Source organism: Bradyrhizobium quebecense, assembly GCF_013373795.3.
GTDB lineage: Bacteria > Pseudomonadota > Alphaproteobacteria > Rhizobiales > Xanthobacteraceae > Bradyrhizobium > Bradyrhizobium quebecense.
Map to the genome: position 1 here is coordinate 4,195,556 of NZ_CP088022.1, position 24,144 is coordinate 4,219,699.

The 24,144-nt window shown below is 64.5% G+C and carries 23 protein-coding genes; 10 read left to right on the forward strand and 13 right to left on the reverse strand.

Annotation, left to right across the window (positions count from 1 at the left end; translation table 11 throughout):
• Positions 1-17: 17 nt before the first annotated feature.
• From HU230_RS20390 to HU230_RS20415, 6 genes are all read right to left on the reverse strand, one after another.
• Positions 18-1,136, reverse strand: a complete 1,119-nt coding sequence (locus HU230_RS20390; protein ID WP_176530145.1) for a cobalamin-independent methionine synthase II family protein — start codon at positions 1,134-1,136, stop codon at positions 18-20.
• A gap of 19 nt (positions 1,137-1,155) precedes the next feature.
• The gene (locus tag HU230_RS20395; RefSeq protein WP_176530144.1) at positions 1,156-1,872 is read right to left on the reverse strand and encodes an ABC transporter ATP-binding protein; all 717 of its coding nucleotides are present in this window, start codon (positions 1,870-1,872) and stop codon (positions 1,156-1,158) included.
• Entirely contained in the window at positions 1,865-2,617 is a 753-nt protein-coding gene (locus tag HU230_RS20400; RefSeq protein ID WP_176530143.1) for an ABC transporter ATP-binding protein, read from the reverse strand. The genes HU230_RS20395 and HU230_RS20400 overlap by 8 nt, the downstream gene beginning before the upstream one ends.
• The gene (locus HU230_RS20405; protein WP_176530142.1) at positions 2,614-3,642 is read right to left on the reverse strand and encodes a branched-chain amino acid ABC transporter permease; all 1,029 of its coding nucleotides are present in this window, start codon (positions 3,640-3,642) and stop codon (positions 2,614-2,616) included. The genes HU230_RS20400 and HU230_RS20405 overlap by 4 nt, the downstream gene beginning before the upstream one ends.
• Before the next feature lie 7 nt (positions 3,643-3,649).
• Positions 3,650-4,519, reverse strand: coding sequence for a branched-chain amino acid ABC transporter permease (locus HU230_RS20410; protein ID WP_176530141.1), 870 nt, complete (start codon positions 4,517-4,519; stop codon positions 3,650-3,652).
• A gap of 138 nt (positions 4,520-4,657) precedes the next feature.
• Positions 4,658-5,839, reverse strand: a complete 1,182-nt coding sequence (locus tag HU230_RS20415) for an ABC transporter substrate-binding protein (RefSeq protein ID WP_176530140.1) — start codon at positions 5,837-5,839, stop codon at positions 4,658-4,660.
• Between the two features lie 456 nt (positions 5,840-6,295).
• Between HU230_RS20415 and HU230_RS20420 the strand changes: the two genes are divergently transcribed.
• Positions 6,296-6,496 carry a hypothetical protein gene (locus HU230_RS20420; RefSeq protein WP_371821781.1) on the forward strand — a complete coding sequence of 67 codons (201 nt, stop codon included), beginning with the start codon at positions 6,296-6,298 and terminating at the stop codon, positions 6,494-6,496.
• Here HU230_RS20420 and HU230_RS20425 read toward each other — a convergent pair.
• Together HU230_RS20425 and purU are read right to left on the reverse strand one after the other, a co-directional pair.
• Complete coding sequence (locus tag HU230_RS20425) at positions 6,486-7,286, reverse strand: phosphodiesterase (RefSeq protein ID WP_176530138.1); 801 nt, start codon at positions 7,284-7,286, stop codon at positions 6,486-6,488. The two genes, HU230_RS20420 and HU230_RS20425, sit on opposite strands and share 11 nt — an antisense overlap.
• 66 nt (positions 7,287-7,352) lie before the next feature.
• Positions 7,353-8,216 (reverse strand): formyltetrahydrofolate deformylase, encoded by an 864-nt coding sequence (gene purU / locus HU230_RS20430; protein ID WP_173637658.1) that lies wholly within the window; start codon positions 8,214-8,216, stop codon positions 7,353-7,355.
• A gap of 135 nt (positions 8,217-8,351) precedes the next feature.
• Between purU and HU230_RS20435 the strand changes: the two genes are divergently transcribed.
• Positions 8,352-9,194, forward strand: coding sequence for a uroporphyrinogen-III synthase (locus HU230_RS20435; RefSeq protein WP_176530137.1), 843 nt, complete (start codon positions 8,352-8,354; stop codon positions 9,192-9,194).
• Positions 9,195-9,306: 112 nt separating this feature from the next.
• Here the strand turns inward: HU230_RS20435 and fcl are convergent, their stop codons facing one another.
• The 3 genes from fcl to HU230_RS20450 form a co-directional block, all read right to left on the reverse strand.
• Positions 9,307-10,263 (reverse strand): GDP-L-fucose synthase, encoded by a 957-nt coding sequence (fcl, locus tag HU230_RS20440; RefSeq protein ID WP_275949092.1) that lies wholly within the window; start codon positions 10,261-10,263, stop codon positions 9,307-9,309.
• The gene (gene gmd, locus HU230_RS20445; RefSeq protein ID WP_176530136.1) at positions 10,244-11,344 is read right to left on the reverse strand and encodes a GDP-mannose 4,6-dehydratase; all 1,101 of its coding nucleotides are present in this window, start codon (positions 11,342-11,344) and stop codon (positions 10,244-10,246) included. Before gmd ends, fcl begins: the two co-directional genes overlap by 20 nt.
• A 230-nt stretch (positions 11,345-11,574) precedes the next feature.
• A complete protein-coding gene (locus HU230_RS20450) occupies positions 11,575-12,249 on the reverse strand; it encodes a Crp/Fnr family transcriptional regulator (protein ID WP_176530135.1) in 675 nt (224 codons plus the stop codon).
• 401 nt (positions 12,250-12,650) lie between these two features.
• On the opposite strand from HU230_RS20450, the gene HU230_RS20455 reads away from it, so the two are divergent.
• From HU230_RS20455 to HU230_RS20480, 6 genes are all read left to right on the forward strand, one after another.
• Complete coding sequence (locus HU230_RS20455) at positions 12,651-13,472, forward strand: ABC transporter ATP-binding protein (protein ID WP_106328397.1); 822 nt, start codon at positions 12,651-12,653, stop codon at positions 13,470-13,472.
• Positions 13,469-15,397: a long-chain fatty acid--CoA ligase gene (locus HU230_RS20460; RefSeq protein WP_176530134.1), complete on the forward strand. Its 1,929-nt coding sequence runs from the start codon at positions 13,469-13,471 to the stop codon at positions 15,395-15,397. The genes HU230_RS20455 and HU230_RS20460 overlap by 4 nt, the downstream gene beginning before the upstream one ends.
• A 142-nt stretch (positions 15,398-15,539) precedes the next feature.
• A complete protein-coding gene (locus HU230_RS20465) occupies positions 15,540-16,433 on the forward strand; it encodes a branched-chain amino acid ABC transporter permease (protein WP_176530133.1) in 894 nt (297 codons plus the stop codon).
• Between the two features lie 3 nt (positions 16,434-16,436).
• The gene (locus tag HU230_RS20470) at positions 16,437-17,510 is read left to right on the forward strand and encodes a branched-chain amino acid ABC transporter permease (RefSeq protein ID WP_173637664.1); all 1,074 of its coding nucleotides are present in this window, start codon (positions 16,437-16,439) and stop codon (positions 17,508-17,510) included.
• Between the two features lie 53 nt (positions 17,511-17,563).
• Positions 17,564-18,847: an ABC transporter substrate-binding protein gene (locus tag HU230_RS20475; protein WP_176530132.1), complete on the forward strand. Its 1,284-nt coding sequence runs from the start codon at positions 17,564-17,566 to the stop codon at positions 18,845-18,847.
• 180 nt (positions 18,848-19,027) lie between these two features.
• Positions 19,028-19,867 (forward strand): ABC transporter ATP-binding protein, encoded by an 840-nt coding sequence (locus tag HU230_RS20480; protein ID WP_176530131.1) that lies wholly within the window; start codon positions 19,028-19,030, stop codon positions 19,865-19,867.
• Between the two features lie 64 nt (positions 19,868-19,931).
• On the opposite strand, the gene HU230_RS20485 is transcribed toward HU230_RS20480, so the two are convergent.
• Positions 19,932-21,080, reverse strand: coding sequence for an AGE family epimerase/isomerase (locus tag HU230_RS20485; protein ID WP_176530130.1), 1,149 nt, complete (start codon positions 21,078-21,080; stop codon positions 19,932-19,934).
• Between the two features lie 95 nt (positions 21,081-21,175).
• On the opposite strand from HU230_RS20485, the gene HU230_RS20490 reads away from it, so the two are divergent.
• Positions 21,176-22,399, forward strand: a complete 1,224-nt coding sequence (locus tag HU230_RS20490) for a phenylacetate--CoA ligase family protein (RefSeq protein ID WP_176530129.1) — start codon at positions 21,176-21,178, stop codon at positions 22,397-22,399.
• Between the two features lie 102 nt (positions 22,400-22,501).
• Complete coding sequence (locus tag HU230_RS20495) at positions 22,502-23,032, forward strand: D-glycero-alpha-D-manno-heptose-1,7-bisphosphate 7-phosphatase (protein WP_176530128.1); 531 nt, start codon at positions 22,502-22,504, stop codon at positions 23,030-23,032.
• Between the two features lie 9 nt (positions 23,033-23,041).
• Here HU230_RS20495 and HU230_RS20500 read toward each other — a convergent pair whose 3' ends face one another.
• The gene (locus HU230_RS20500) at positions 23,042-24,139 is read right to left on the reverse strand and encodes a DegT/DnrJ/EryC1/StrS family aminotransferase (RefSeq protein WP_176530127.1); all 1,098 of its coding nucleotides are present in this window, start codon (positions 24,137-24,139) and stop codon (positions 23,042-23,044) included.
• Positions 24,140-24,144: the final 5 nt, after the last annotated feature.

A 24,144-nucleotide genomic window follows, 5' to 3' on the forward strand; every position in this document is an offset into this window, starting at 1 on the left:
GAACGAGACAGCGAAGCCTATTTGCCCCACACCTCGTTCGCGACCTCGACCGCGAGCCTGAGCTTGGCCCACGGCTCTTCCTCGGAGAGGATGTTGCCCTCCTCGGTCGAGGCAAAGCCGCATTGCGGGGACACTGCGAGCTGCTCGATCGGCGCGAACTTCGATGCCTCCTCCAGCCGCCGCTTGATGTCGTCCTTCTTCTCGAGCTCGCCGAACTTCGAGGTGATGACGCCGACCACCACGACCTTGTTGCCCTTGGGCAGGAAGCGCAGCGGCTCGAAGCCGCCGGCACGATCGGAATCATATTCGAGGAAGTAACCGTCGTAATTGGTGCCGGCCAGCATGGTCTCGGCGACCGGCTCGTAGCCCCCGGAGGAAATCCAGGTCGACCGGAAATTGCCGCGGCAGACATGCGTCGTGATCACCATGTCGGACGGACGATCGGCGATCGCGTAATTGATGACGCGGGCATAGATCTCCTGCAGGCCATCGGGATTGTCGCCGCGGTCGCGCGACTTCTGCAATTCCTCCTGCGAGCACAGATAGGCCCACACCGTGTCGTCGAATTGCAGGTAACGGCAACCGGCGTCGTAGAACGCCTTCACCGCCTTGCGATAGGTCTTGCCGAGGTCCTGGTAGAACTCCTCAAGGTCCGGATAGACCTCCCTCGAGATCAGCTTGCGGCCGCCGCGGAAGTGCAGCACCGCCGGCGACGGGATCGTCATCTTGGGCACAACATGCGCCTGGTCGGCGTACTTCTTCAGAAACCTGAAGTGATCGAGCATCGGGTGATGATCGGAGAAGTCGAGCTTGCCGATCACCCTGATGGCGTCGTGCCGGGTCTGCACGCCCGCGAACTGGATGCCCATGTCGGGATGGAACAACTCGCAGCCGGTGAGGTGGCTGAGGAAATCGAAGTGCCACCAGGAGCGGCGGAACTCGCCGTCGGTCGCAAGCTTCAGGCCGACCGAGGCCTGCTTGTGCACGACCTTCTCGATCTCCATGTCCTCGATCTTGCGCAGCTCGTCGGCCGAGATCTCGCCCTTCTCCAGCCTGGCGCGCGCTTCCTTGATCTTCGGCGGCCGCAACAGGCTGCCGACCTCGTCGGCGCGGAACGGTGGCTTGGTTCGCTGCATGGTCAACTCCCTGAGGGCGTCAGTGTTTCTTGGTCCCGGCGACGCCGAGATGGCGCTCGAGGACGGAGGGATCGGCCTTCAGCGCGCTGCTTGCCGCATCGTGCACGATCGTTCCGCGTTCCAATATCACAACGCGGTCGGCGAGCCCGAGAATCTTTTGTGCATTCTGCTCGACGATGATCGAGCAGATGCCGCCGGATCGCGTGATGGTTCCGATCGCCTTTAACAATTCCTCAACGATGATCGGCGCGAGGCCTTCGGTCGGCTCGTCGAGCAGCAGCACTTTCGGATTCAGCGTCAACGCGCGGCCGATCGCCAGCATCTGCTGCTCGCCGCCGGACAGCTGGTTGCCGAAATTGCCGCGCCGCTCCTTCAGCCGCGGAAACATCTCGTACACCCGCTCGACCGTCCACGGACCGGGCTGCGCCACCGCGGTCATGTTCTCTTCCACCGTCAGCGAGCGGAAGATGTTGCGCTCCTGCGGCACCCAGCCGATCCCGGCACGGGCGCGCTGGTCGGGCCGCAGTGCCGTGATGTCGTGGCCTGCGAGCGCGACGCTGCCACTGAGGCGCCTGACGATGCCGACGATCGAATTGATCAGCGTGGTCTTGCCGGTACCGTTGCGGCCGAGCAGCGCCAGCACCTGGCCCTCGGCAAGCGCCAGCGACATGTCGGGGAGCACCACCGCCTCGCCATATCCGGCGCGCAAGCCCTTGATGGAGAGCAGGTCAGACATCGGCCGCCTCGCCGAGATAGACCGCCCTCACCTGCGGATCGCGCGCGACCTCGTCGGGCGCGCCCTCGGTGAGCAGCCCGCCATTGACCAGCACCGAGATGCGGTCGGCGAAGGAGAACACGAGATCCATGTCGTGCTCGATCAGCAGCACGGTGACGTCGCGCGGCAATGCTGCGACCGCCGCCAGGATATCGTGGCGCTCGCTCTCGGGCACGCCGGCCGCGGGCTCGTCGAGCAGCAGCACCCGCGGCTTGGCGGCGATCGCGACCGCAATCTCGAGCAGGCGCTGCTTGCCGTAGGGCAATGTCGAGGTGAGCTCGGTCATCACATCCAGCAAATGGAAGTGCGACAGGATCTCGGCGATCTCGGCGTTAACGTCGCTTCGCGTCCCCATCCGCCGCCACCAGTCGCCGCCGCGGCCCATTCGCTCGGAGACCGCAAGCCCGATGGTCTCGAGCGGGGTCAGGTCGGGATAGAGCTGGTTGATCTGGAAGGTACGCGACAGCCCGCGGAGCACCCGCTTGTGCACGGAGAGGCCGGTGATGTCGCTGCCCTCGAGCAAGACTTGTCCGCTGTTCGGGGTCAGCACGCCGGTCAGCTGGTTGATGACGGTGGTCTTGCCGGCGCCGTTCGGTCCGATCAGCGCATGGCGGGCGCCCTGCATCACCTTCAGCGAAAGGTCGCGTGTGACGCGAAGACCGCCGAAGGATTTTTCGAGGCCGCGGGTTTCGAGCGCGATCGTCATAACGGGTCACTCTCCGGCACGGCGGCGGCCTTGCGGCCGGCGAACTGGCCGATGATCAGGTTCGGCACGAACAGCGCCCAGCGGTGGATCCGTGGGCGGCCGACCATCACGATCACGACCAGCACGAGGCCGATCCAGAACAGCCAGTATTGCGGGGTGATGCTCTGAAACACCTCCTGCAGCATCTTGAAAACCACGGCGCCGATCAGGCCGCCATAGAGATAACCGGTGCCACCGATCACGAGCACCAGCATCAGGTCGGCGGAGCGCTCGAAGGAAAACACGTCGAGCGAGGCCAACGCCGTGGTCTGGGTGAACAGCGCGCCGGCGATCCCGGCATAGAAGGCGGCGAGCGTGTAGACCGCGATCAGGCGGCGGTTGACCGGTATGCCGATTGCGGCCGCGCGCAGCGGATTGTTCCTGATTGCGCGCAGCGACAGGCCGAATGGCGAATGCACCACGCGACGGGCGAACAGGAACAGGACGAACAGCACGATCAGCGAGTAGAAGAATCCGGTCTTGCCGAACATGTCGAAGGCAAACAGCCCGAGGATCGGCTGCATCTCGATACCCTGCAGGCCATCGGTGCCGCCGGTGATATCAGAGAAGCGTTCGGCGAGCGCTTCCAGCAGCAGCGCGATGCCGAGCGTCACCATCAGCCGCGTCAGATCGACGCCGCGAATGACCAGGAAGCTGGTCAGGAAGCCGAGCACGGCCGCAACGAAGCCGGCGGCGACCAGCGCGATGACGGGCTCGTTGATGATGCCGTGCAGCGCCAGCAAGCCGGCCGAATAGGCGCCGACGCCGAAGAATGCCGCATGGCCGAGCGAGACGATGCCGGCATAGCCGAGGATCAGGTCGAGCGACAGTGCGAACAGGCCGAGCCGCACGATGTCGGTCATGATCAGATAGCGCGACGGAAACAGGAAGGCGCAGGCAAGCGCCAGCACCCAGAAGGCGACCTCGCTGATCCGCCAGCGCGCGCTGGCCATCGCATGAGTGGAGACGTCGGACAGCGCGGTCATGCCCGCCTCACCGCGCCGCGGTGCGGCCGAACAGGCCGTTCGGGCGCCAGAGCAGGATCACGATCATCACGGTGTAGATCACGAAGGGACCGACCTTGGGCACGTAATATTTGCCGGCGACGTCGGCGATGCCGAGCAGCAATGATGCGAGGAACGGCCCGGTGATCGAGGAGGAGCCGCCGACCGTGACCACGATCAGGAAGTAGATCATGAATTTGAGCGGGAAGTACGGATCGAGCCCGAGGATCTCCGCGCTCAGCGCGCCGCCGAGCCCGGCGAGGCCGCAGCCGAAGGCGAAGGTGAAGGCGAACACCTGCGGCACGTTGATGCCGAGCCCGATCGCGGCGCGCGGATCGTCGACCGCGGCGCGCAGGCGGCTTCCGAACCGCGTCTTGGCGAGGATCAGCTGCAGCGCCAGCGTCAGCAGGCCGCAGATCACGACGATCATCAGCCGGTAACGGCCGATGCCGACGCCGAACAGATTGATCTGCCCTTCCAGCGCCGCCGGCAGCTTGATGAAGACCCGCGACGATCCCATGATGTAGTCGACCGCCGCGACCGACATGAACACCAAACCGATCGAGAACAGCACCTGATCGAGATGGCTGCGGCGATAGAGATGGCGATACAGCGTGCGCTCCAGCGCAACGCCGATCGCAGCACTCCCGACAAAGGCGAGTGGCAGACCTGCGAAGAACGGCCAGCCGGAATTGTTGACCAGCACGGCGCAGATATAGCCGCCGGCCATCGCGAAGGCGCCATGCGCGAGGTTGACGAAGTTCATCAGCCCGAGCGTCACCGCAAGCCCGCAGGCCAGCACGAACAGCAGCATGCCGTAGGCGACGCCGTCGAACAAATTGGTGAGGATAGAGGCCATGGAGAGATGACGAATCCTGACAGCCACTCATCATTTATTTCCGGGCAATGCGTAGCGTTGAACCCGAAATCTTCTGCAATAATTTCGAGATCCCGGGTTCGCGCTAATGCGCGCCCCGGGATGACGCGCTTTCGCGCGTCACTTCTTGGTCTTGCCGGAATCCTTGACGGCCTCGAAGGTCGCGAACTCGACATTGTAGAGCTCGCCGTCGACCTTCTCGACCTTACGAATATAGATATTCTGCACGATGTCGCGGGTTTCCGGATCGATCGAGACCGGGCCGCGCGGGCTCTCCCACTTCATGCCCTTCATCGCCTCGATCAGCTTGTCGCCATCGGTCGCACCGCCCGTTTTCTTCAGCGCCTCGTAGATCAGATGGATGCCGTCATAGCCGCTGACCGCCATGAATCCCGGGCGGTTGCCGTATGCCTTTTTGTAGGCGGCGACGAAATCCTTGTTCATCGCGGACGGATGCGCCGCCGAATAGAGATGCGCCGTCACCGCGCCGAGCGCGGCATCGCCCATGTTGTTGAGCAGGTCGTCGTCCATCACGTCGCCGGGGCCGATCACCTTGATGCCGCTCTTGTCGAGCCCGCGCTCGGCATATTGCTTCATGAAGTTGCCGCCCTGCCCGGCCGGCACGAACACGAACATCGCGTCGGGCTTGGCATCCTTCATGCGCTGCAGGAACGGCGCGAAGTCGGGATTGGCAAGCGGGACCTTGACCTCTTCCACGATCTCGCCGCCGCCGGCGGTGAAGTGCTGCTTGAAGAAGGTCAGCGCGTCATTGCCCGGCGCGTAGTCGGAGGTCAGCGTCGCGACCTTCTTGATGCCGTTCTTGACCGCCCAGTCGCCGATGATGGTGGAGGACTGCGCCAGCGTGAAGCTCGTGCGCACGATATAAGGCGAACGCTCGGTGATGATCGAGGTACCGGCGGCCATCACGACTTCCGGAATCTTGGCCTGCGTCGCCAGCGGCGCCGCGGCGAGCGCCGCGGGCGTCACGCCGAAGCCGGCGATGAAATTGACCTTGTCGTTGACGATCAGTTCCTGCGCGAGCCGCTTGGTGTTGTCGGGCACCGCGGCGTCGTCCTTCAGGATGATCTCGATCTTCTTGCCGGCGACGGTGTCGCCCTTCTGCTGCATGTAGAGCTTGATGGCGTTATCGATCTGCTTGCCGGTCGACGCCTGACCGCCGGTCATCGGCAGGATCAGGCCAATCTTGACGGAGTCTTCCGCCCACGCCGGCACGCTGGCGCACAATCCCGGAAGCACGGCCGAAGCGGCGCCCCACAGCAATATCCTGCGACGATTGAACATCGACGTCCCTCCCCCTTCCATTCTTCTGCGTCGAGCCGAGTGCCCGGCCCTTGCCTTACCTAAACCCAAGCATGTCACAGCCGAGCCGCAACGCGACAAGGCGTTTCCCTGCGCCCTCTGTCAATCGGACGATGGACGTGTATCCCACGCGCCGCGGTTTGGCCCAGCCGCAGAAACAAGTATCACGATACCAGAATCATTCCCCGAAACTCAACGCCCCCACGAGAACAGAACTCGCGCGCTCAGACCTCCGTTGGCTCGATTGATTTGTACGATCGTGCAAATCAATCGCCAATGTCAAGAAACAAGCACAATTGCAGCCGAACGGTCGCGCCTGAGGTCATCATCCATAAAGATCAGGGCTGTATGCTGCCGCCAATGCCGATCTTCACACGCCACATCCCTGTCCTGATTGCCTTGGCGTTCGCGGCCTGCGCGCTCGGGGGATGCAGCGGTGTGAACCAAAAGGTCTCGGCCGGCATGGCCGACACCATTCCGGCCTGGGCCGGCGGTCTGCCCGCAGACGCGCCGCCGCGGGCGGGCACCCCCGAATACGACAAGTTCATGCAGGAGCGGGAACGCAAGCGCCTGATGCCGGCGGCGGAGCGCGGCGACGACGCCAAGCCGGCGGCGCCGGCGCAGAACGCTACCCAATGACTGCCTGGCTGGGCGAATCCTCGCTGAGGATGTCGCCGCGGTAGCCGAACTCCACCATATGCACGGTGACGTAGTCCGCGCCGATGAACGCGACGCCATAGGACTCCGGCAGATCGGCGACGGTCAAGACCTCCGCGAACACGGGATAGCTGGCGTGGTTCGTTCCGCGCAGCGAGGTCGTGGGGACACCGGCAACCGAACCGCTCAGCACCATGTGGCAGTGACCGAAGAAGATGTGCCGGATCTTGCTCCGGTGCTTCGCGACGATCGACCGGAACGCGGCATCGTCGAGCAGGCCGATCCGGTCCACCGGGGCGATATGCGTCGGGAATGGATTGTAATGCATGAACAGGAAGAACGGACCGTCATGCTCCGATAGCTGCCGCCGCAGCCAGGCCTGCCGCCTCTCGCAGAAACTGCCGGCGGCCGTCTCCGGCTCATAGGTGTCGAGGAGCAGGCAACGGCCGAACGCGGCGTCGTAAACGCCCTGTGCGAAACCGTCCGCGTCGGCGCATTCGGGAAACACGCCGAGAAACGTCTCGCGATGGTCGTGGTTGCCGATACAAAGCCGCGTAGGGATCGGAAACCGGCTCAGGCGTTCGCGCAACAATTGATAGTCGGCGAGGTCGCCGAGATCGGAAAGATCGCCCGAGATCACCATGAGCTCGGCATCGCGATGATCGGCAAGCACCTGATCGAGCGCACGCTCGAAATTGCCCAGGGGATCACGGCCGAAGATCGTCCTCCCTGGTACCGTCAGATGGATGTCGCTCATGTGGATGAGTTTCATGCAGCACCTCGATGCAGCTCGACACCATCGCCGTCAAAGCGCGGCAACCGGGGTGAACCCTGCGGATCAGTCCACGAACACCACGGTCTTGCGCCCGTTGAGGATGACGCGGTCGGCGAGATGGTAGCGGATCGCCCGCGCCAGCACGCGGCGCTCGATGTCGCGGCCCTTGCGCACGAGATCCTCGGGCGTGTCGCGATGGCTGATGCGCTCGACGTCCTGGTCGATGATCGGCCCCTCGTCGAGATCGCTGGTGACGTAATGCGCGGTGGCGCCGATCAGCTTGACGCCGCGCTCATGCGCCTGGTGGTAGGGCTTGGCGCCCTTGAAGCCCGGCAGGAAGGAATGATGGATGTTGATGCAGCGGCCCGACAGCCGCGCCGACATCTCGTCCGACAGGATCTGCATGTAGCGGGCGAGCACCACGAGGTCGGTATTGGTGTCCTGGGCGAGCTTCCAGACCGCGTCTTCCTGCTGCCGCTTGGTCTCTTTGGTCACCGGCAGATGATGGAACGGGATATCGCCGAAATCGAGCGAACCGTAGCTCTCGCGCGGATGATTGGAGACAATCGCGGTCGGGATCATCTCGAGCTCGCCGGTGCGCCAGCGATAGAGGATGTCGACCAGGCAGTGATCGGACTTCGACACCAGCAGCATCACCCGGCGGCGGCTGGCGCGATCGCGCATCTGCCATTCCATGCCGAACCGTTCGGCAATCGCGGCAAAGCCGGTCTGCAGCGCCGGCAGCCCGACCGCGAGATCGGCCGCGGTGAACACCACGCGCATGAAGAACTTGCCGGTCTCGATGTCGTCGAACTGCTGGGCGTCCAGGATGTTCTGGCCATTATGCGCCAGAAACGTCGAGACCGCGGAGACGATCCCCGGCCGATCCGGACAGGACAGGGTCAGAACGAATTGATGGTCGGGCATGCCAATTGACCAAAGCTTGAGCAGATGCGTGGAACGTTCATTTTCGGCCTCCGTCTACACCGCAGGCGGCCTTGCGCCAATCCCGGCGCGGGGGTCAAATCGAACAAATGACGACAATGTTTGTGAGGGACCATCATGGCTGACCGGCTGAACGGCTACCGCATCCTGATCCTCGAGACGCGCGAGGAGGCGCAGTTTTCCCGCCTGCTCGCCGAGCAGGGCGCCGACGTGCTGCAATGCCCGATGTTCACCATCCACGACGCGCCGGACCCGGCGCCGATCGAGGCCTGGATTCGCCGCGCCATCGAGCGGCCGCTCTACGACCTCGTGCTGATGACCGGCGAAGGCCTGCGCCGGCTGATGAAGGTGGTGCGCCGGATCGGGGTCGAGGCGGAGTTTGTCACGGGCCTCGGCAAGACGCGCAAATTCGCCCGCGGCCCCAAGCCCGGCCGCGCGCTGCGCGAGATCGGACTGGAGCCGCAAATGACGACGGAGAAGCCGACCTCGGAAGGCGTCGCCGAGATGCTGTCGCAGCTCGACCTGAGCGGCCATCGGCTCGGCCTGCAGCTCTATCCGGACAAGGATCACGCCACCCTGATCGGCGCGATCAAGGCGCAGGGCGCCGAGGTCGATACGGTGCTGCCTTATGTCTATGACGCGCAAGCCGCCGACGCCAACATCGTGACCGCGATCGAGGAAATGGCGCAAGGCCGCATCGATGCGATCGCGCTGACCAGTTCAGGTCAGGTTCGACGCCTGATCGAGGTGGCGCAGGCGCATCGGTGCGAGGCGCAATTGCGCGAGGGCCTGAAGCAGACCCCGATCGCCTCCGTCGGGCCCGTGGTGTCGGACGAATTGAAGACCTACGGCCTATCCACCGACATCTACCCGGCGAACGATGCGTTCTTCATGAAGCCGCTGATCTCGGCGATGGCGACGGCGCTGGCGAAAGCTCCGCCACGGACGGCAGGGAGGTGATGGCCAAAAGCGTCATTGCGAGGAGCGAAGCGACGAAGCAATCCATTGCTCCGCAGCGGCGTGATGGATTGCTTCGCTGCGCTCGCAATGACGGCGTGGAAGCAGTCGAATTCTATTCCGCCGCCTGCTTGATCTCGTTCAGATAGGCCTGGTAGGCGAGCTTGATGCCATCCTCGAGTGAGGTCGTGGCGCGCCAGCCAAGCTTGGCGAGCCGGCTGACGTCGAGCAGCTTGCGCGGCGTGCCGTCCGGGCGCGAGGTGTCGAAGCTGATCTCACCGCGATAGCCGACGGTCGCGGCGACCACGCGGGCGAATTCGGCGATGGTGATGTCCTCGCCGGTGCCGATATTGACCAGCTCCGGCGAGGAATAGGTCTTCATCAGATGGATGCAGGCGTCGGCGAGATCGTCGACATAGAGGAATTCGCGGCGTGGCGTGCCGGTGCCCCACACCACGACGCTGCCTGCACCGGCGACCTTGGCCTCGTGGAAGCGGCGGATCAACGCGGCGACGACGTGGCTGTATTCGGGATGATAATTGTCGCCGGGACCGTAGAGATTGGTCGGCATCACGCTGATGAAATCGGCGCCATACTGGCTGCGATAGGCTTCGGCCATCTTGATGCCGGCGATCTTGGCGATGGCATAGGGCTCGTTGGTCGGCTCCAGCGGGCCGGTCAGCATCGAATCCTCGCGCAGCGGCTGCGGCGCGAGGCGCGGATAGATGCAGGACGAGCCGAAGAATATCAGCTTCTCGCAGCTATTGGCATGGGCCGCCTGGATCACGTTGGTCGAGATCGCCAGATTGTCGTAGAGGAATTCGGCGCGCAGCGTGCTGTTGGCGACGATGCCGCCGACCTTGGCGGCGGCGAGGAACACGGCCTGCGGCCGCTTCGCGGCAAACCAGGCATTGACCGCGGACTGGTCGCGCAAATCGACCTCGCCGCGCGACACGGTCAGCAGATCGGCTTGTTCGCGCGCCAGCCGGCGCATCAGCGCCGAGCCGACCATACCGCGATGGCCGGCAACGAAAACCGTCTTGCCCTTCAGTTCAAACGCCGTGCTTGCCATTGGCCGCATCCTGCCTGGCCTCGAGGAGATCGCTGGCGACCATTTCCTTCACCAGTTGCGCGAACGGCGTCTTCGGCGCCCAGCCGAGCTTGGCGCGCGCCTTGCTGGCGTCGCCGATCAGAAGATCGACCTCGGTCGGACGGAAATAGGCCGGGTCGATCTGAACCAGGGTGTTGCCGGTCGCCTTGTCGACGCCGACCTCCGCGACGCCCTCGCCGCGCCATTCGATGCTGCGGCCGACCTCGGCAAACGCCAGCTCGACGAACTCGCGGACTGACCGCGTCTCGCCGGTCGCGAGCACGAAGTCGCCGGGCTCGTCCGCCTGCAGGATCTTGTGCATGCCCTCGACATAGTCGCGGGCGTGGCCCCAGTCGCGCTTGGCATCGAGATTGCCGAGATAGAGCTTGGTCTCGAGACCGACCTCGATGCGGGCGACGGCGCGGGTGATCTTGCGCGTCACGAAGGTCTCGCCGCGGATCGGGCTTTCGTGGTTGAACAGGATACCGTTGCTGGCGAACATGCCGTAGGCCTCACGGTAGTTCACCGTGATCCAGTAGCCGTAGAGCTTGGCGACGCCATAGGGCGAACGCGGATAGAACGGCGTGGTCTCCTTCTGCGGCACCTCTTGCACGAGCCCGTACAGCTCCGAGGTCGAGGCCTGGTAGAACCGGGTCTCCTTTTCCATGCCGAGGATGCGGATCGCCTCCAGCAGGCGCAGCACGCCGATGGCGTCGGCGTTGGCGGTGTATTCCGGGCTCTCGAAACTGACCTGGACGTGGCTCTGGGCGGCGAGGTTGTAGATCTCGGTCGGCCGGATCTGCTGCATCAGCCGGATCAGATTGGTCGAATCGGTCATGTCGCCGTAGTGCATCAGGAATGGCACGTTGCCGGCATGCGGATCCTGGTAGAGATGATCGACGCGCGCGGTGTTGAACGAGGACGAGCGGCGCTTGATCCCGTGCACGGTATAGCCGAGGCCGAGCAGATATTCGGCGAGATACGCGCCGTCCTGCCCGGTGATGCCGGTGATCAGCGCAACGCGCCGCTTTGAGTCCTGAGCCGCCGAATCCTTAACCGCCATGTCATCTCCAGAGAGCGCGAAACCGCGCGGTCCCGACGAGGCCGGTCTGTAGCATCCGGCCTGCTTCAAGTCTAATGGCATAATCGTTTGAAATCAGGACTTTAAGGCAGGATCCGGAAAAGTGTGAAGTGGTTTTCCGAAAAGATCATGCCCAAACAAGAAGCTAAAGCGCGATCGATCTCATCGCGCTTTAGAGCCTCGAAAAGTGGCGTCGTTCGGCCCCGAGCCGGTCACTCCCCGTAGTGGCGTAGGCGGTCGAGCTCGATGATCGTCACCCCGCCATATTCGAGCCGCAGCAGGCCCTCGCGCTCGAGCCGTTTCAGGCACTGGTTGGCGTTCTGCCGGGAGATACCCGACAGCGCCCCGATCTCCTCCTGGGTGATCTCCAGGTGCAAGGTGAGCTCGGGGTAGAGAATCGGGTTGAACAGCGAGGCGATCGAGCGCGCCAGCCGCGCGGTGGCGTCCAGCGTGCGGCCAGATTCGAGCAGCGCGATGAATTGGCCGAGCCGCTCGTTGAGCTGTCCCACCAGGAAGCGGTTGAAGCCGACGCTGTTCTCGAACAGCCAGACGAAGGTGCGGCGATCCATCATCGCGAGGCGCGTGTCGCGCAGTGCGACCACGTCGTAGCGCCGCAGCTCGTTCTTGAGCACGGTGCCCTCGCCGAACCAGGCGCCGGCCGTGAGGCCTGCGAAGCTCGCCGCCTTGCCGCCGCGCGAGACGATGCCCATCCGCGCCAGCCCGGTGACGATGCCGGTCCAGTACTGGAAATTGTCGCCGCGCATGAAGATGAATTCGTTGGCGCGGTAGGACTTCTCGGAAATGCCGGCGCGCGCGATCTCGATCTCTTGCTCGCTCAGTTCGCGCGACCAGGCCGCGATGCGCTTGAGGTAATCAGCAGCAATCATTCTGGCGACGGCATCCCACCCCAAGATACTGACACGATATTGCACCGCAGCAACGCCGTGCGCGAAGCCAGGAACCCGCTTCCTGCAATGCCAGCGAAAATTCCTGACCAATTGTCGGGCACATGACAATTCAACCTATCGCTTTCTCGTATTCAGAGCCACCTCGCCTAACGCCGCGTGCAGCCCCTTGATGGATCGCTGACCGCGGACGACGCGAGAGACAGGCTTGCAGGCGGGGTGCGGCGTTACCGCGCATGACGCAGGCGATCGGGGCGAGCGATGCTCCCGAACGCCGGCTTCATTAGTCGGATGGTCTCCCTCCGGCGGCCCATGTAGGATCGAAGTCAGATCGAAGCGAAGATGAAGAGCGCGCCAAAGCGCCCGTATCTGGAGGGAACAGGGTGGCTAACAGTCTCGAGGTGCGCGGAGTCTCATTGCGCTTTGGCGGCGTCCGCGCGCTGACCGAAGTCAGCTTCGGCGTCAACGAGGGCGAGCTGTTCTCCATCATCGGCCCGAACGGTGCCGGCAAGACCTCGATCGTCAACTGCATCTCCGGCCGCTACCGGCCGACCGAAGGCCAGCTGTTCTATCGCGGCCAGGACATCACCGGCCTTACCCCGAACGCGCGGCCCCGCCTCGGCATCGGCCGGACCTTCCAGAATCTCGCGCTGTTCCACCATATGAGCGTGCTCGACAACATCATGGTCGGCCGCCATCACCTGCTGAAGAACAACTTCATCACGGGATCGCTGTACTGGCTGACCGGCGCGCGCCGCGAGGAGCTGGAGCACCGCCGCAAGGTCGAGGAGATCATCGATTTCCTCGATCTGCAGTCGGTGCGCAAGGCGACCGCCGGCACCCTGCCCTACGGCTTGCGCAAGCGCGTCGAGCTCGCCCGCGCGATGGCGCTGGAGCCGCAGCTGATCCTGCTCGACGAGCCGATGGCCGGCATGAACTTCGAAGAGAAGGAAGACATGGCGCGCTACATCGTCGATCTCAACGAAGAGTTCGGCATGACCGTCATGATGATCGAGCACGACATGGGCGTCGTGATGGACATCTCCCACCGTGTCATGGTGCTGGATTTCGGCCGCAAGATCGCCGAGGGCGATCCGGCGGCCGTGCTGGCCGATCCCCATGTCAAGCGCGCCTATCTCGGCGAAGAGGACGAGGTGCTGGTCGATCCCGACGACAAGCCGGCGGTGCGGGAGAGCGCGGCATGATGGACTATGCCGGTCGGGCCGCGCAGGCCGACACCTTTCCCAAGATGCTGCGCCTGAACGCCAGGGAGCACGGAGGCGAGATCGCGCTGCGCGAGAAGGATCTTGGGCTGTGGCGCGAATTCACCTGGAGCGACTACCAGACGCGCACCCATGATTTCGCGCTCGGCATGGTCGAGCTCGGCCTCGGCCGCGGCGACGTGATCGGCATCATCGGCGACAACCGGCCGGACTGGGTCGCGGCCGAAATCGCCAGCCACGCAATCGGCGCGATGAGCCTCGGCCTCTACCGCGACGTGCTGGACGAGGAAGCCTCCTATCTCCTGACCTATGGCGAGGCCAAGCTGGTCTTCGCCGAGGACGAGGAACAGGTCGACAAGCTGCTCGGCCTTGCCGACCGCGTGCCCAATCTCAAGCACATCGTCTATTCCGACCCGCGCGGCATGCGGAAATACGACGATCCGCGGCTGATGGAGGCGAGCAAGCTCGTCGCACTGGGCCGCGACCGCGCCACGCGCGAGCCCGGGCTGTACGAGCGGCTGGTCGACGCCACACGCGGTGAGGACGTCGCAATCCTCTGCACGACCTCGGGCACGACAGCCAATCCGAAGCTTGCGATGCTCTCGGCCGGGCGCGTGCTGCGGCACTGCGCGACCTATCTCGCCTTCGATCCGAAGGGGCCGGACGACGAATATGTCTCGGTGCTGCCGCTGCCCTGGATCATGGAGCAGATCTACGCGCTGGGCAAAGCGCTGCTCTCCCGGATGAAGGTCAACTTCGTCGAAGAGCCCGAGACGATGATGAACGACTTCCGCGAGATCGCGCCGACCTTCGTGCTGTTCGCGCCGCGGGTCTGGGAATCGATCGCGGCCGACGTCCGCGCCGGCGTGATGGATGCCTCGCCGTTCAAGCAGCGGCTCTACGAGCTCGGCATGAAAACCGGGCTTGCGGCGCTCGCCGACGGCAAGCACTCTGTCTTCGCCGACCAGCTCTTGTTCCGTGCGCTGCGCGACCGGCTCGGCTTCACGCGGCTGCGCTCGGCGGCAACCGGCGGCGCGGCGCTCGGACCGGATACCTTCAAGTTCTTCCAGGCGATGGGCGTGCCGCTGCGCACGCTGTATGGCCAGACCGAGCTGCTCGGCGCCTACACGCTGCATCCCGAAGGCAAGGTCGATCCCGATACCACGGGCGTTCCGATGGCCGACAACATCGAGATCCGCATCGACAATGCCGACGTCAACGGCGTCGGCGAGATCGTGGTGCGGCACCCGAACATGTTCCACGGCTACTACAAGAACCCCGAAGCATCGGTCGCCGACATCAACGACGGCTGGATGCACTCGGGCGACGCCGGGTACTACAACGACAACCGGCAGCTTGTTGTGATCGACCGCATCAAGGACCTCGCCGAGACTTCGCGTGGCGAGCGCTTCTCGCCACAATATATCGAGAACAAGCTGAAGTTCTCGCCCTATGTCGCTGAGGCGGTCGTGCTCGGCGCCGGCCGCGAAGCGCTCGCCGCGATGATCTGCATCCGCTATTCGATCATCTCGAAATGGGCGGAGAAGAACCGGATCTCGTTCACGACCTATACCGACCTGTCCTCGCGGCCCGAGGTCTACGCGCTGTTGAAGAAAGAGGTCGAGACGGTCAACGCCACCCTGCCGCCCGCGCAACGCATCTCGCGCTTCCTGCTGCTCTACAAGGAGCTCGATGCCGACGACGGCGAGCTGACGCGGACCCGAAAGGTCCGTCGCGGCGTCATCAACGAAAAATATGCCGATATCATCGAGGCGATTTACCGCGGCAAGGCCAACATCCCCGTCGACACCGTGATCCGCTTCCAGGACGGCACCACGCAGCGCGTCCGCACCACGCTCGAGGTCGTCGATCTCGGCCGTGCCGTGATCGCGGAGGCTGCGGAATGACCATTCAAGCCGCTCGATCCGCATATTCGGCCGTCATGCGCGGGCTTGACCCGCGCATCCATCCCCTTCGCAAGGGTCTTCATTCGCGATGGATCGCCGGGTCAAGCCCGGCGATGACGATCTGCAAATTTGGCGACATCACATGAACATCCAGTTCCTGATCCAGCTGATCGTCAATGGCCTCGTGGTCGGCACGCTCTACGGCGTGGTCGCGATGTCGTTCGTGCTGATCTACAAGGCGACGCAGGTCGTGAACTTCGCGCAGGGCGAATTGCTGCTGGTCGGCGCCTGGGTGTGCTGGGCGCTGCTGACGAAGTACCAGGTGCCGTTCTGGGTGGGCATGCCGATCACGCTGGTGTTCATGTTCATCTTCGGCATCGCGATCCAGGTCGTGATCCTGCGGCCGATGATCGGCGAACCGATCATCTCGGTGATCATGGTGACGATCGGGCTCTCGACCGTGTTCCAGGCCGCGCTGAAATGGATCTTCGGCGTCAACCCGCAGCCGTTCCCGCGCGTGTTCCAGAGCCAATCGGTCAGCCTGTTCGGGCTGCAGATCCAGACTGTCTATGTCATGAGCCTCGTGGTCTCGCTTGCCATGATGGTCGGCATGGCCTGGTTCTTCCGTGCCTCCAAATACGGCCTCGCGATGCGCGCCACCGCCTTCAACCAGCAGGTCGCACAGTCGCTCGGCATCTCCGTGAAGAGCGTGTTCGCAATGGCGTGGGCGATCTCGGCTACCGTTTCGGCAGTCGCCGGCGTGGTGGTCGCCGTGGTCAACGGCGTGTCGTCCGGCCTCTCCACCTACGGCATCAAGGTGTTTCCGGCCGCGATCCTCGGCGGCCTCGACTCGGTCGGCGGCGCGGTGCTCGGCGGCATCATCATCGGGCTGCTGGAAAACGTCGCCCAGTATGTCGACAGCGAGTATCTGCACTGGGGCAATCTGTACGAGATCGCGCCGTTCTACGTCCTGATCATCATCCTGATGATCAAGCCGTACGGGCTGTTCGGCACCAAAGACATCGAGCGGGTCTGATCAATGGCAACGAGCACCCTCATCCCGTCGGGCGATTTCCGCACCAGCTACGCGGCCGACACCACAATCTTCCCGACCGCGACCAGCCGCAACTTCGCGATTCTGGGCATCGCGCTCGCCTGTTTTGCGCCGATGCTGCTGTCCAACTACCTGCTCTCGATCGCGATCCAGATCGGCATCTTCGCGATCGCGGCGCTCGGCCTCAACGTGCTGGTCGGCTTCACCGGCCAGATCTCGATCGGCCACGCCGCGTTCTTCCTGTTCGGTGCCTTCACCTCGGCCTACATCTCCAACAACGCGCCGATCCCGGTGTTCTTCGCGATCCCGCTCGCCGGCGTGATCACGGCGCTGGTCGGCCTGGTGTTCGGCGTGCCGGCGGCGCGGCTGAAGGGGCTTTACCTCGTCATCGCAACGCTCGCCGCGCAGTACATCCTGCTCGACTTCTTCTCGCGCGCCGACTGGTTCTCGGGCGGTTCGGTGCCGGCCAGCGCCAATCCGTTCTCGATCTTCGGCTACACGCTACGCGGCGACCGGCAGTATTTCTACGTCGTGCTCGCCTACATGGTGATCAGCTATCTGCTGGTCACCAATCTGATGCGCACTCGCGACGGTCGCGCGCTGGTCGCGATCCGCGATCACTATCTCTCCGCCGAGATCATGGGCATCAACCTGACCAAGTACCGGACGCTGTCGTTCGGACTTGCCGCCTTCTTTGCCGGCATCGCCGGCGCGCTCTACGCGCACTATCAGCTGGTGGTCTCCCAGGAAGGCTTTGGCATCGAACGCTCGGTGCTGTTCCTGGCGATGGTCATCATCGGCGGCACCGGCTCGGTGATGGGCACGCTGATGGGCACGGCCTTCGTGGTGCTGCTGCCGGAATCGATGGAATGGCTGAGCGCCTGGCTGAAGGGCAGCGCCATCGACAAGGCGCTGCAGCTCAACAACAACATCACCTTCCTGCGCGAGATCGCGATCGGCCTGATCATCATCGGCTTCCTGATGTTCGAGCCGGACGGCCTCGCGCATCGCTGGCGGCAGATCAAGGCCTACTGGAAGCTCTATCCGTTCTCGCACTGACGCCTGGAACAACTCAAATTCGGTTCAACGAATAAAAGCAGGAGGAAACAACAATGACGATTAGATCCCTTTTGAGCTCGGTCTCGCTTGCGCTGCTGGTCAGCAGCGCGGCCGCCACCGCGCAGGCGCAGATCGCCATCGGCCATCTGCAGGACCTCTCGGGCGGCACCTCCGATGTCGGAACGCCCTATGGCCAGGGCGTGGTCGACACCTTCGCCTGGGTCAACAAGAACGGCGGCGTCGGCGGCAAGCAGCTCAGCGTCGACAGCAACGACTATGGCTACCAGGTGCCGCGCGCGATCGCGCTGTACAAGAAGTGGTCGGCATCCGACGCCAAGGTCGCGGCGATCATGGGCTGGGGCACGGCGGACACCGAGGCGCTGACCGGCTTTCTCGCACAGGACAAGATCCCCGACATCTCCGGCTCCTACGCCGCCGCGCTGACCGATCCGGAAGGCACCAGCGGCAAGGCCAAGCCGGCGCCGTACAATTTCTTCTACGGCCCGAGCTATTCGGACGCGATGCGCGCGATGCTGACTTGGGCCGCCGAGGATTGGAAGGCCAAGGGCAAGTCCGGCAAGCCGAAATTCGTCCACATGGGCGCCAACCATCCCTATCCGAACGCACCGAAGGCGGCCGGCGAAGCGCTCGCCACCGAACTCGGCTTCGAGGTGCTGCCGCCGCTGGTGTTTGCGCTTTCACCCGGCGACTACTCGGCGCAGTGCCTGAGCCTGAAGAGCTCCGGCGCCAACTACGCCTATCTCGGCAATACGGCTGCCTCCAACATCTCCGTGCTGAAGGCCTGCAAGACCGCCGGCGTCGACGTCCAGTTCCTGGGCAATGTCTGGGGCATGGATGAGAACGCCGCCAAGACCGCCGGCGATGCCGCCGACGGCGTGATCTTCCCGCTGCGCACCGCGGTGAGTTGGGGCGGCAACGCGCCCGGCATGAAGACGGTGATGGAAATCTCCAAGATGTCCGACCCATCGGGCAAGGTCTATCGCCCCGTGCACTACATCGCGGCGGTGTGTAGCGCGCTCTATCTGAAGGAAGCGCTCGACTGGGCCGCCAAGAATGGCGGCGCCACCGGCGAGAACGTCGCCAAGGGCTTCTACCAGAAGAAGGACTGGGTGCCGGCCGGCATGGACGGCGTCTGCAATCCCTCCACCTGGACCGAGAAGGATCACCGCCCGACGACAAAGGTCGACCTCTATCGCTCGAAGGTGTCGGGCGCGACCGACGGCGACATCAACGACCTGATGGGCAAGGGCACGATCAAGCTCGAGAAGGTGAAGACCGTCGAACTGCCGCGCAAGCCGGAATGGTTTGGCTGGTAAGGCCGTGAGGCTGCCACCAGCGCAGCCTCGACAACAATCGTCATCCCCCGCGAAAGCGGGGGATCCAGTCCGCCGCGGCCTCTCGATTGATCGCCGGCGTCTCTGGAATACTGGGTCACCCGCTCTAGCGCGCAGTTGCGTACGAAACGCGGGTGACGACCGTGGAGAGTGATCGAGACCATGAACGAAACCCTCGAAGCGACCCGCCCGGTGCCGACGGCAGTCCCGCCGCCGCCACTGCTCGGCGTCAACAACATCGAGGTCGTCTATGACGACGTCATCCTGGTGCTGCGCGGCCTCAGCCTCGAGGTGCCGAAGGGCGCGATCGTGGCGCTGCTCGGCGCCAACGGCGCCGGCAAGTCGACCACGCTGAAGGCGATCTCCGGCCTGCTCAAGACCGAGGACGGCGAAGTCACCCGCGGCGAGATCCTGTTCGAGGGCCAGCGCATCAACGGCATCGATCCCGACAAGATCGTCCGCCGCGGCATCTTCCAGGTGATGGAAGGCCGTCGCATCGTCGCCGACATGACATCGCTGGAGAATCTGCGGCTCGGCGCGTTCACCCGGCGCGACCGCGAGGTCTCGGCCGATATCGACATGGTGTTCAAATATTTCCCGCGCCTGAAGGAGCGCACCGGCCTCGCCGGCTACCTCTCCGGCGGCGAGCAGCAGATGCTCGCGATCGGCCGCGCACTGATGGCGCGCCCGAAGATGATCCTGATGGACGAGCCCTCGATGGGGCTGTCGCCGCTGCTGGTCAAGGAAGTGTTCGCGATCATCAAGGAAATCAACCGCGATCTCGGGGTCACGATCCTGCTGGTCGAGCAGAACGCCCGCGCCGCGCTGTCGGTCGCGAGCCATGGCTACATCATGGAACAGGGCAAGGTCGTGCTCGACGGCTCCGCCGACGAGCTGCGCGACAACGAGGACGTCAAGGAATTCTACCTCGGCGGCGCCGGCGACCAGCGCAAGAGCTTCAAGAACCTGAAGAGCTTCAAGCGGCGCAAGCGCTGGCTGTGAGGATATCGAGCGTTTTCGGGCGGAGTTGCGTGTGCAGAAAACGCGTCAGACCAGGAAGGCGGTTCTATCCGAGCACCTGCTCGGCCTCAGTGACCGCACAGAGCACATGGTAGAACGACGACGCCGGGATCGTGGCGACCAGCGACGCGCCCTCGCGGTCGAACTGGTCGTACCAGCCGCCGGCCACGGGATGGCTGAGATAGTACCGCTCCAGCAGCACCAGCGCCGCGCGGGCCTCGTCCGCAGCGCCAGCTTCGCCCGACTCCGCCTGCGCGATCCAGGCCTTCGCCAGCTCGCTCTGCGGCCAAAGCCGCCTGCTGTGGCGGCGGATGTTGCCCTCCGTATCACCCTCGTCGATCAGGCAGCCGGTGGCGTCGCGGTAGCGCAGCGCAGAGGCCAAGAGCTCGCCGCGCGGGCGCCCCGTGGGGCAACCGGTGATCCGTTCAAATCCCTTCAGCAGCCAGACCCATTCCGCGAGGTGCCCGGGCTCGACGCTGACCGGCGGGATCTTCGACCAGTCCTCCTCGAAATATTCGCCGAGGGTGTGCGTCTGCTTGTCGTAGAGATTGGCCAGGAACAGCGCGAAGAAATCGCCGGCACGGTTCTGGAACGACAAATCGTGAGTTGCGTCGAAGCAGGCTATCATCGCCTCGAACAGATGCATTTGCGGGTTCTGCCGGCGCGGCATCGACGGCGGCAGGCCTTCCTGGAAGCCGCCATGGGGCGAGCGCAGCTGGGTGTCGAGGAACGACAGCAGCGCGTCGATCTCGGCGCGGATCTGGGCGTCCTGGTCGAGGCCATAGGCGGTCGCCAGCGCAAGCAGCACGAAGGCATGGCCATAAGTGTCGCGCAGCGGGTTATGCGCGCCGCCGTCCGGCGTCAGGCTGAAGACGAAGCCAGGCCTGCCATCCGGCGCCTTGGCCTTGGCCAGCAGGTAGTCCAGCCCTTTCAGCGCGATCGCGCGGCCCTCGGGATACCAGCCGATCTGGGCCGCCTTGGCGTAGCAATAGATCTGGCGCGCCTGCACAAGCAGGCGGCGCGGCGCGGCGTTGTCGGCTGTCCCATCCTGATGCAGCCGGTCGACAAAGCCGCCGGCCGTGCCGTCCCAGCCGACCGTCGACCACAGCGGCAAGGCGTGGTCGATGATGCGGTGCTTCAACCTCGCGACGACGTCGGCGGCCCCGTCCGCCGCAACGCTCTCTGCCTCAGCCATCGTGCTCCCTGGAACCGTCCCAATGTCAGCGGTCACCGTCTGATAGCACGGGCGGACCGGCACGCCACCTGTGCAAATCCTCTCAAGGACCTGCCATGACCGACCATTACGATGCCCTTGAAACGCGCGAGCCGGCCGAGCGCGAGGCCGCCCTGTTCGCCCGGCTGCCGGATGTGCTGCGCAGGGCGATGGCGGCGCCCGCCTATGCCAACCTCCTCAGGGGCACCGACCCCGCCTCCATCACCAGCCGGCAGACGCTGGCGGGGCTGCCGGTGTTGCGCAAATCGGAACTCCCAGCCCTGCACAAGGCCGCCCCGCCCTTCGGCGGCTTCGTGGCCGACAAGCCCGGCTCGTTTGCTCGGCTGTTCACCTCGCCCGGACCGATCTTCGAACCCGAAGGCCGCCAAGCGGACCCCTGGCGCGGCGCGCGGGCGTTGTTTGCGGCGGGCTTTCGCGAGGGGGACGTGGTTCTCAACACCTTCAGCTATCACCTCACCCCCGGCGGCTTCATCTTCGACGCCTCAGCGCGGGCGCTCGGCTGCGCGGTGATACCGGCTGGCCCAGGGAATACCGAGCAGCAATTCGAGCTGATCGAGGCCTATCGCCCGGTCGGCTATAGCGGCACGCCCGATTTCCTGAAGATCCTGCTCGACGCCGCCGCAGCAGGCGGCCGCGACGTGTCCTCGATCAAGCGCGCCCTGGTCTCGGGCGCCGCATTTCCGAAATCGTTGCAGGAGGAGATGAAATCGCGCGGCGTCGAGGCCTATCAGGCTTTCGGCACGGCCGATCTCGGCCTGATCGCATTCGAGACGCCGGCGCGCGAGGGGATGACGGTCAATGAGGATTTGATCCTGGAGATCGTCAAGCCCGGCACCGGCGATCCGGTTGCACCCGGTGACGTCGGCGAGATCGTGGTGACCTCGCTCGATCCGCATCATCCGTGGATCCGCCTCGCGCTCGGCGATCTGACCGCCGCCCTGCCCGGTGCGAGCCCGTGCGGACGCACCAACATGCGCATCAGGGGCTGGATGGGCCGCGCCGACCAGACCACCAAGGTCAAGGGCATGTTCGTGCGCCCCGAGCAGATCGCAGAGATCGGCAAGCGCCATCCCGAGCTCGGACGGCTGCGCCTCGTCGTCACGCGCGCCGGCGAGGCTGACGCGATGACGCTGAAAGCCGAATGCGGCTCGCCGTCCAATGCCCGACAGGGCGAGGTTGCGGCGACGCTGCGCGCGGTCACCAAGCTCGGCGGCACCGTCGAGCTGGTCGGCGCAGGCTCGCTGCCGAACGACGGCAAGGTGATCGCCGACGAGCGATAGGCCGACAACCCCGCAACATTGATCCAGGCCACATTGTCGCCCGCGACTTTGTGAACTATTGAGGGAGCTCGTGCCTCGCGGAGACAAGCAGATCATCACCTCATGAGCAGCGCACCAGCAGATCGAGCGCCAAGGCCAGCGGTTTTCTTCGATCGGGACGGCGTCCTGAACAAGGACATCGGTTTCCTCTTCGAAAGCGACAAGCTGGTCTGGATTGACGGCGCGCGCGAGGCCGTGAAGGCCGTCAACGACATGGGCTACTTTGCGTTTGTCGTGACGAACCAGTCAGGCGTCGCAAGAGGTCTTTACGAAGAAGCGCAGGTCCGGCGGCTCCACGACTGGATGGCGGACGAACTCGGGAGGGTCGGCGCCCATATCGACGCCTTCGAGTACTGCCCCTTCCATCCTGAGGGAATCGTGGAACGATATCGACAAGTCAGCCATCGCCGCAAACCCTCGCCGGGCATGATCAATGACCTGCTGGAGCGTTTTCCAGTCGATCTCGAACGAAGCTTTCTGGTCGGCGACCAGCAAAGGGATCTTGAGGCGGCGCGCGCGGCTGGCCTGAAGGGGTACCTGTTCTCAGGCTCCAATCTCGAGCTGTTCCTGAAGCCTCTGCTGCAGCGAGGTTGATGACCTCGATCAGAACTTCCGAACCAGGTCGATCACTTCGTCCTGCTGCTGGCGCGTGATCTCGGCGAAGATCGGCAGCGAGAGAATCTGGCCCTGATCGCGATGCGCGTTGGGAAATTGCTCCGGCCGATGGCCAAACCGAGCATAGGCCGGCAGGAACGGCAGCGCGGTGGGGTAGTTGATCGCAGTTTGCACGCCATTGGCGTTGAGATGCGCGGCGAGCGCGTCGCGGCGCGGATGCCTGATCGTGTAGAGGTGGTAGACGTGGCTGCGCGCCGGCGCCACCTCGGGCACCACGACGTCCTCGATCTGGTTGAGGCCGGCGTCGTAGACCTCGGCTGCGGCCTGCCGGGCCTCGGTCCATGCGGTGAGATGCGGCAGCTTGGCGGAGAGGATCGCGGCTTGCATGCCGTCGAGCCGGCTGTTGACGCCCTCGATGTGGTGCTGGTGCTTCACCAACCCGCCATGGCGCGCCAGCATCGCCATCTGCTGGGCGAGCGCCGCATCGTTGGTGACGACCGCGCCGGCATCACCCATCGCGCCGAGATTCTTGCCGGGATAGAATGAATAGGTCGCGGCCTCGCCGAACGTTCCGACCATGCGGCCCTTGTAGCGTGCGAGATGGGCCTGGGCGCAATCCTCGATCACCCAGAGCTTGTGCTTCTGCGCGATCGCCATGATCGCGTCCATATCCGCTGGCTGGCCGTACAGATGCACCGGGATGATGCCGACCGTGCGCGGCGTGATCGCGGCCTCGATCGCAGCCGGGTCGATCGTGAACGTCGCGTCGTCGGTGTCACAGAACACGACGGTGGCGCCGGAATGGGTGATCATCGCCGCAGTCGAGATCCAGGAATGCGCCGTCGTGATCACCTCGTCGCCCGGCTTCACCTTCAGCGCGCGCATGGCGAGGTAAAGCGCATCGGTGCCGTTGGCGCAGGATACGCAATGAGCGACCTGCGCAGCCGCGGCGAATTCGCGCTCGAAGGCGTCGACATAGCTGCCGCGGATGAACGCGTTGTCGCGGATCACGCCGGCGATCGCGGCATCGATCTCGCCTTTGATGGACTGGTATTGCAGTTGCAGGTCGGCAAACGGCACCGGCATCGATA

Bases quoted from the DNA above. Each gene is read 5' to 3' on its own strand.
- HU230_RS20390 (WP_176530145.1), bottom strand. From the start codon at position 1,136: ATGCAGCGAACCAAGCCACCGTTCCGCGCCGACGAGGTCGGCAGCCTG.
- HU230_RS20395 (WP_176530144.1), bottom strand. From the start codon at position 1,872: ATGTCTGACCTGCTCTCCATCAAGGGCTTGCGCGCCGGATATGGCGAG.
- HU230_RS20400 (WP_176530143.1), bottom strand. From the start codon at position 2,617: ATGACGATCGCGCTCGAAACCCGCGGCCTCGAAAAATCCTTCGGCGGT.
- HU230_RS20405 (WP_176530142.1), bottom strand. From the start codon at position 3,642: ATGACCGCGCTGTCCGACGTCTCCACTCATGCGATGGCCAGCGCGCGC.
- HU230_RS20410 (WP_176530141.1), bottom strand. From the start codon at position 4,519: ATGGCCTCTATCCTCACCAATTTGTTCGACGGCGTCGCCTACGGCATG.
- HU230_RS20415 (WP_176530140.1), bottom strand. From the start codon at position 5,839: ATGTTCAATCGTCGCAGGATATTGCTGTGGGGCGCCGCTTCGGCCGTG.
- HU230_RS20425 (WP_176530138.1), bottom strand. From the start codon at position 7,286: ATGAAACTCATCCACATGAGCGACATCCATCTGACGGTACCAGGGAGG.
- purU (WP_173637658.1), bottom strand. From the start codon at position 8,216: ATGCCCGACCATCAATTCGTTCTGACCCTGTCCTGTCCGGATCGGCCG.
- HU230_RS20435 (WP_176530137.1), top strand. From the start codon at position 8,352: ATGGCTGACCGGCTGAACGGCTACCGCATCCTGATCCTCGAGACGCGC.
- fcl (WP_275949092.1), bottom strand. From the start codon at position 10,263: ATGGCAAGCACGGCGTTTGAACTGAAGGGCAAGACGGTTTTCGTTGCC.
- gmd (WP_176530136.1), bottom strand. From the start codon at position 11,344: ATGGCGGTTAAGGATTCGGCGGCTCAGGACTCAAAGCGGCGCGTTGCG.
- HU230_RS20450 (WP_176530135.1), bottom strand. From the start codon at position 12,249: ATGATTGCTGCTGATTACCTCAAGCGCATCGCGGCCTGGTCGCGCGAA.
- HU230_RS20460 (WP_176530134.1), top strand. From the start codon at position 13,469: ATGATGGACTATGCCGGTCGGGCCGCGCAGGCCGACACCTTTCCCAAG.
- HU230_RS20465 (WP_176530133.1), top strand. From the start codon at position 15,540: ATGAACATCCAGTTCCTGATCCAGCTGATCGTCAATGGCCTCGTGGTC.
- HU230_RS20470 (WP_173637664.1), top strand. From the start codon at position 16,437: ATGGCAACGAGCACCCTCATCCCGTCGGGCGATTTCCGCACCAGCTAC.
- HU230_RS20475 (WP_176530132.1), top strand. From the start codon at position 17,564: ATGACGATTAGATCCCTTTTGAGCTCGGTCTCGCTTGCGCTGCTGGTC.
- HU230_RS20480 (WP_176530131.1), top strand. From the start codon at position 19,028: ATGAACGAAACCCTCGAAGCGACCCGCCCGGTGCCGACGGCAGTCCCG.
- HU230_RS20485 (WP_176530130.1), bottom strand. From the start codon at position 21,080: ATGGCTGAGGCAGAGAGCGTTGCGGCGGACGGGGCCGCCGACGTCGTC.
- HU230_RS20490 (WP_176530129.1), top strand. From the start codon at position 21,176: ATGACCGACCATTACGATGCCCTTGAAACGCGCGAGCCGGCCGAGCGC.
- HU230_RS20495 (WP_176530128.1), top strand. From the start codon at position 22,502: ATGAGCAGCGCACCAGCAGATCGAGCGCCAAGGCCAGCGGTTTTCTTC.
- HU230_RS20500 (WP_176530127.1), bottom strand. From the start codon at position 24,139: ATGCCGGTGCCGTTTGCCGACCTGCAACTGCAATACCAGTCCATCAAA.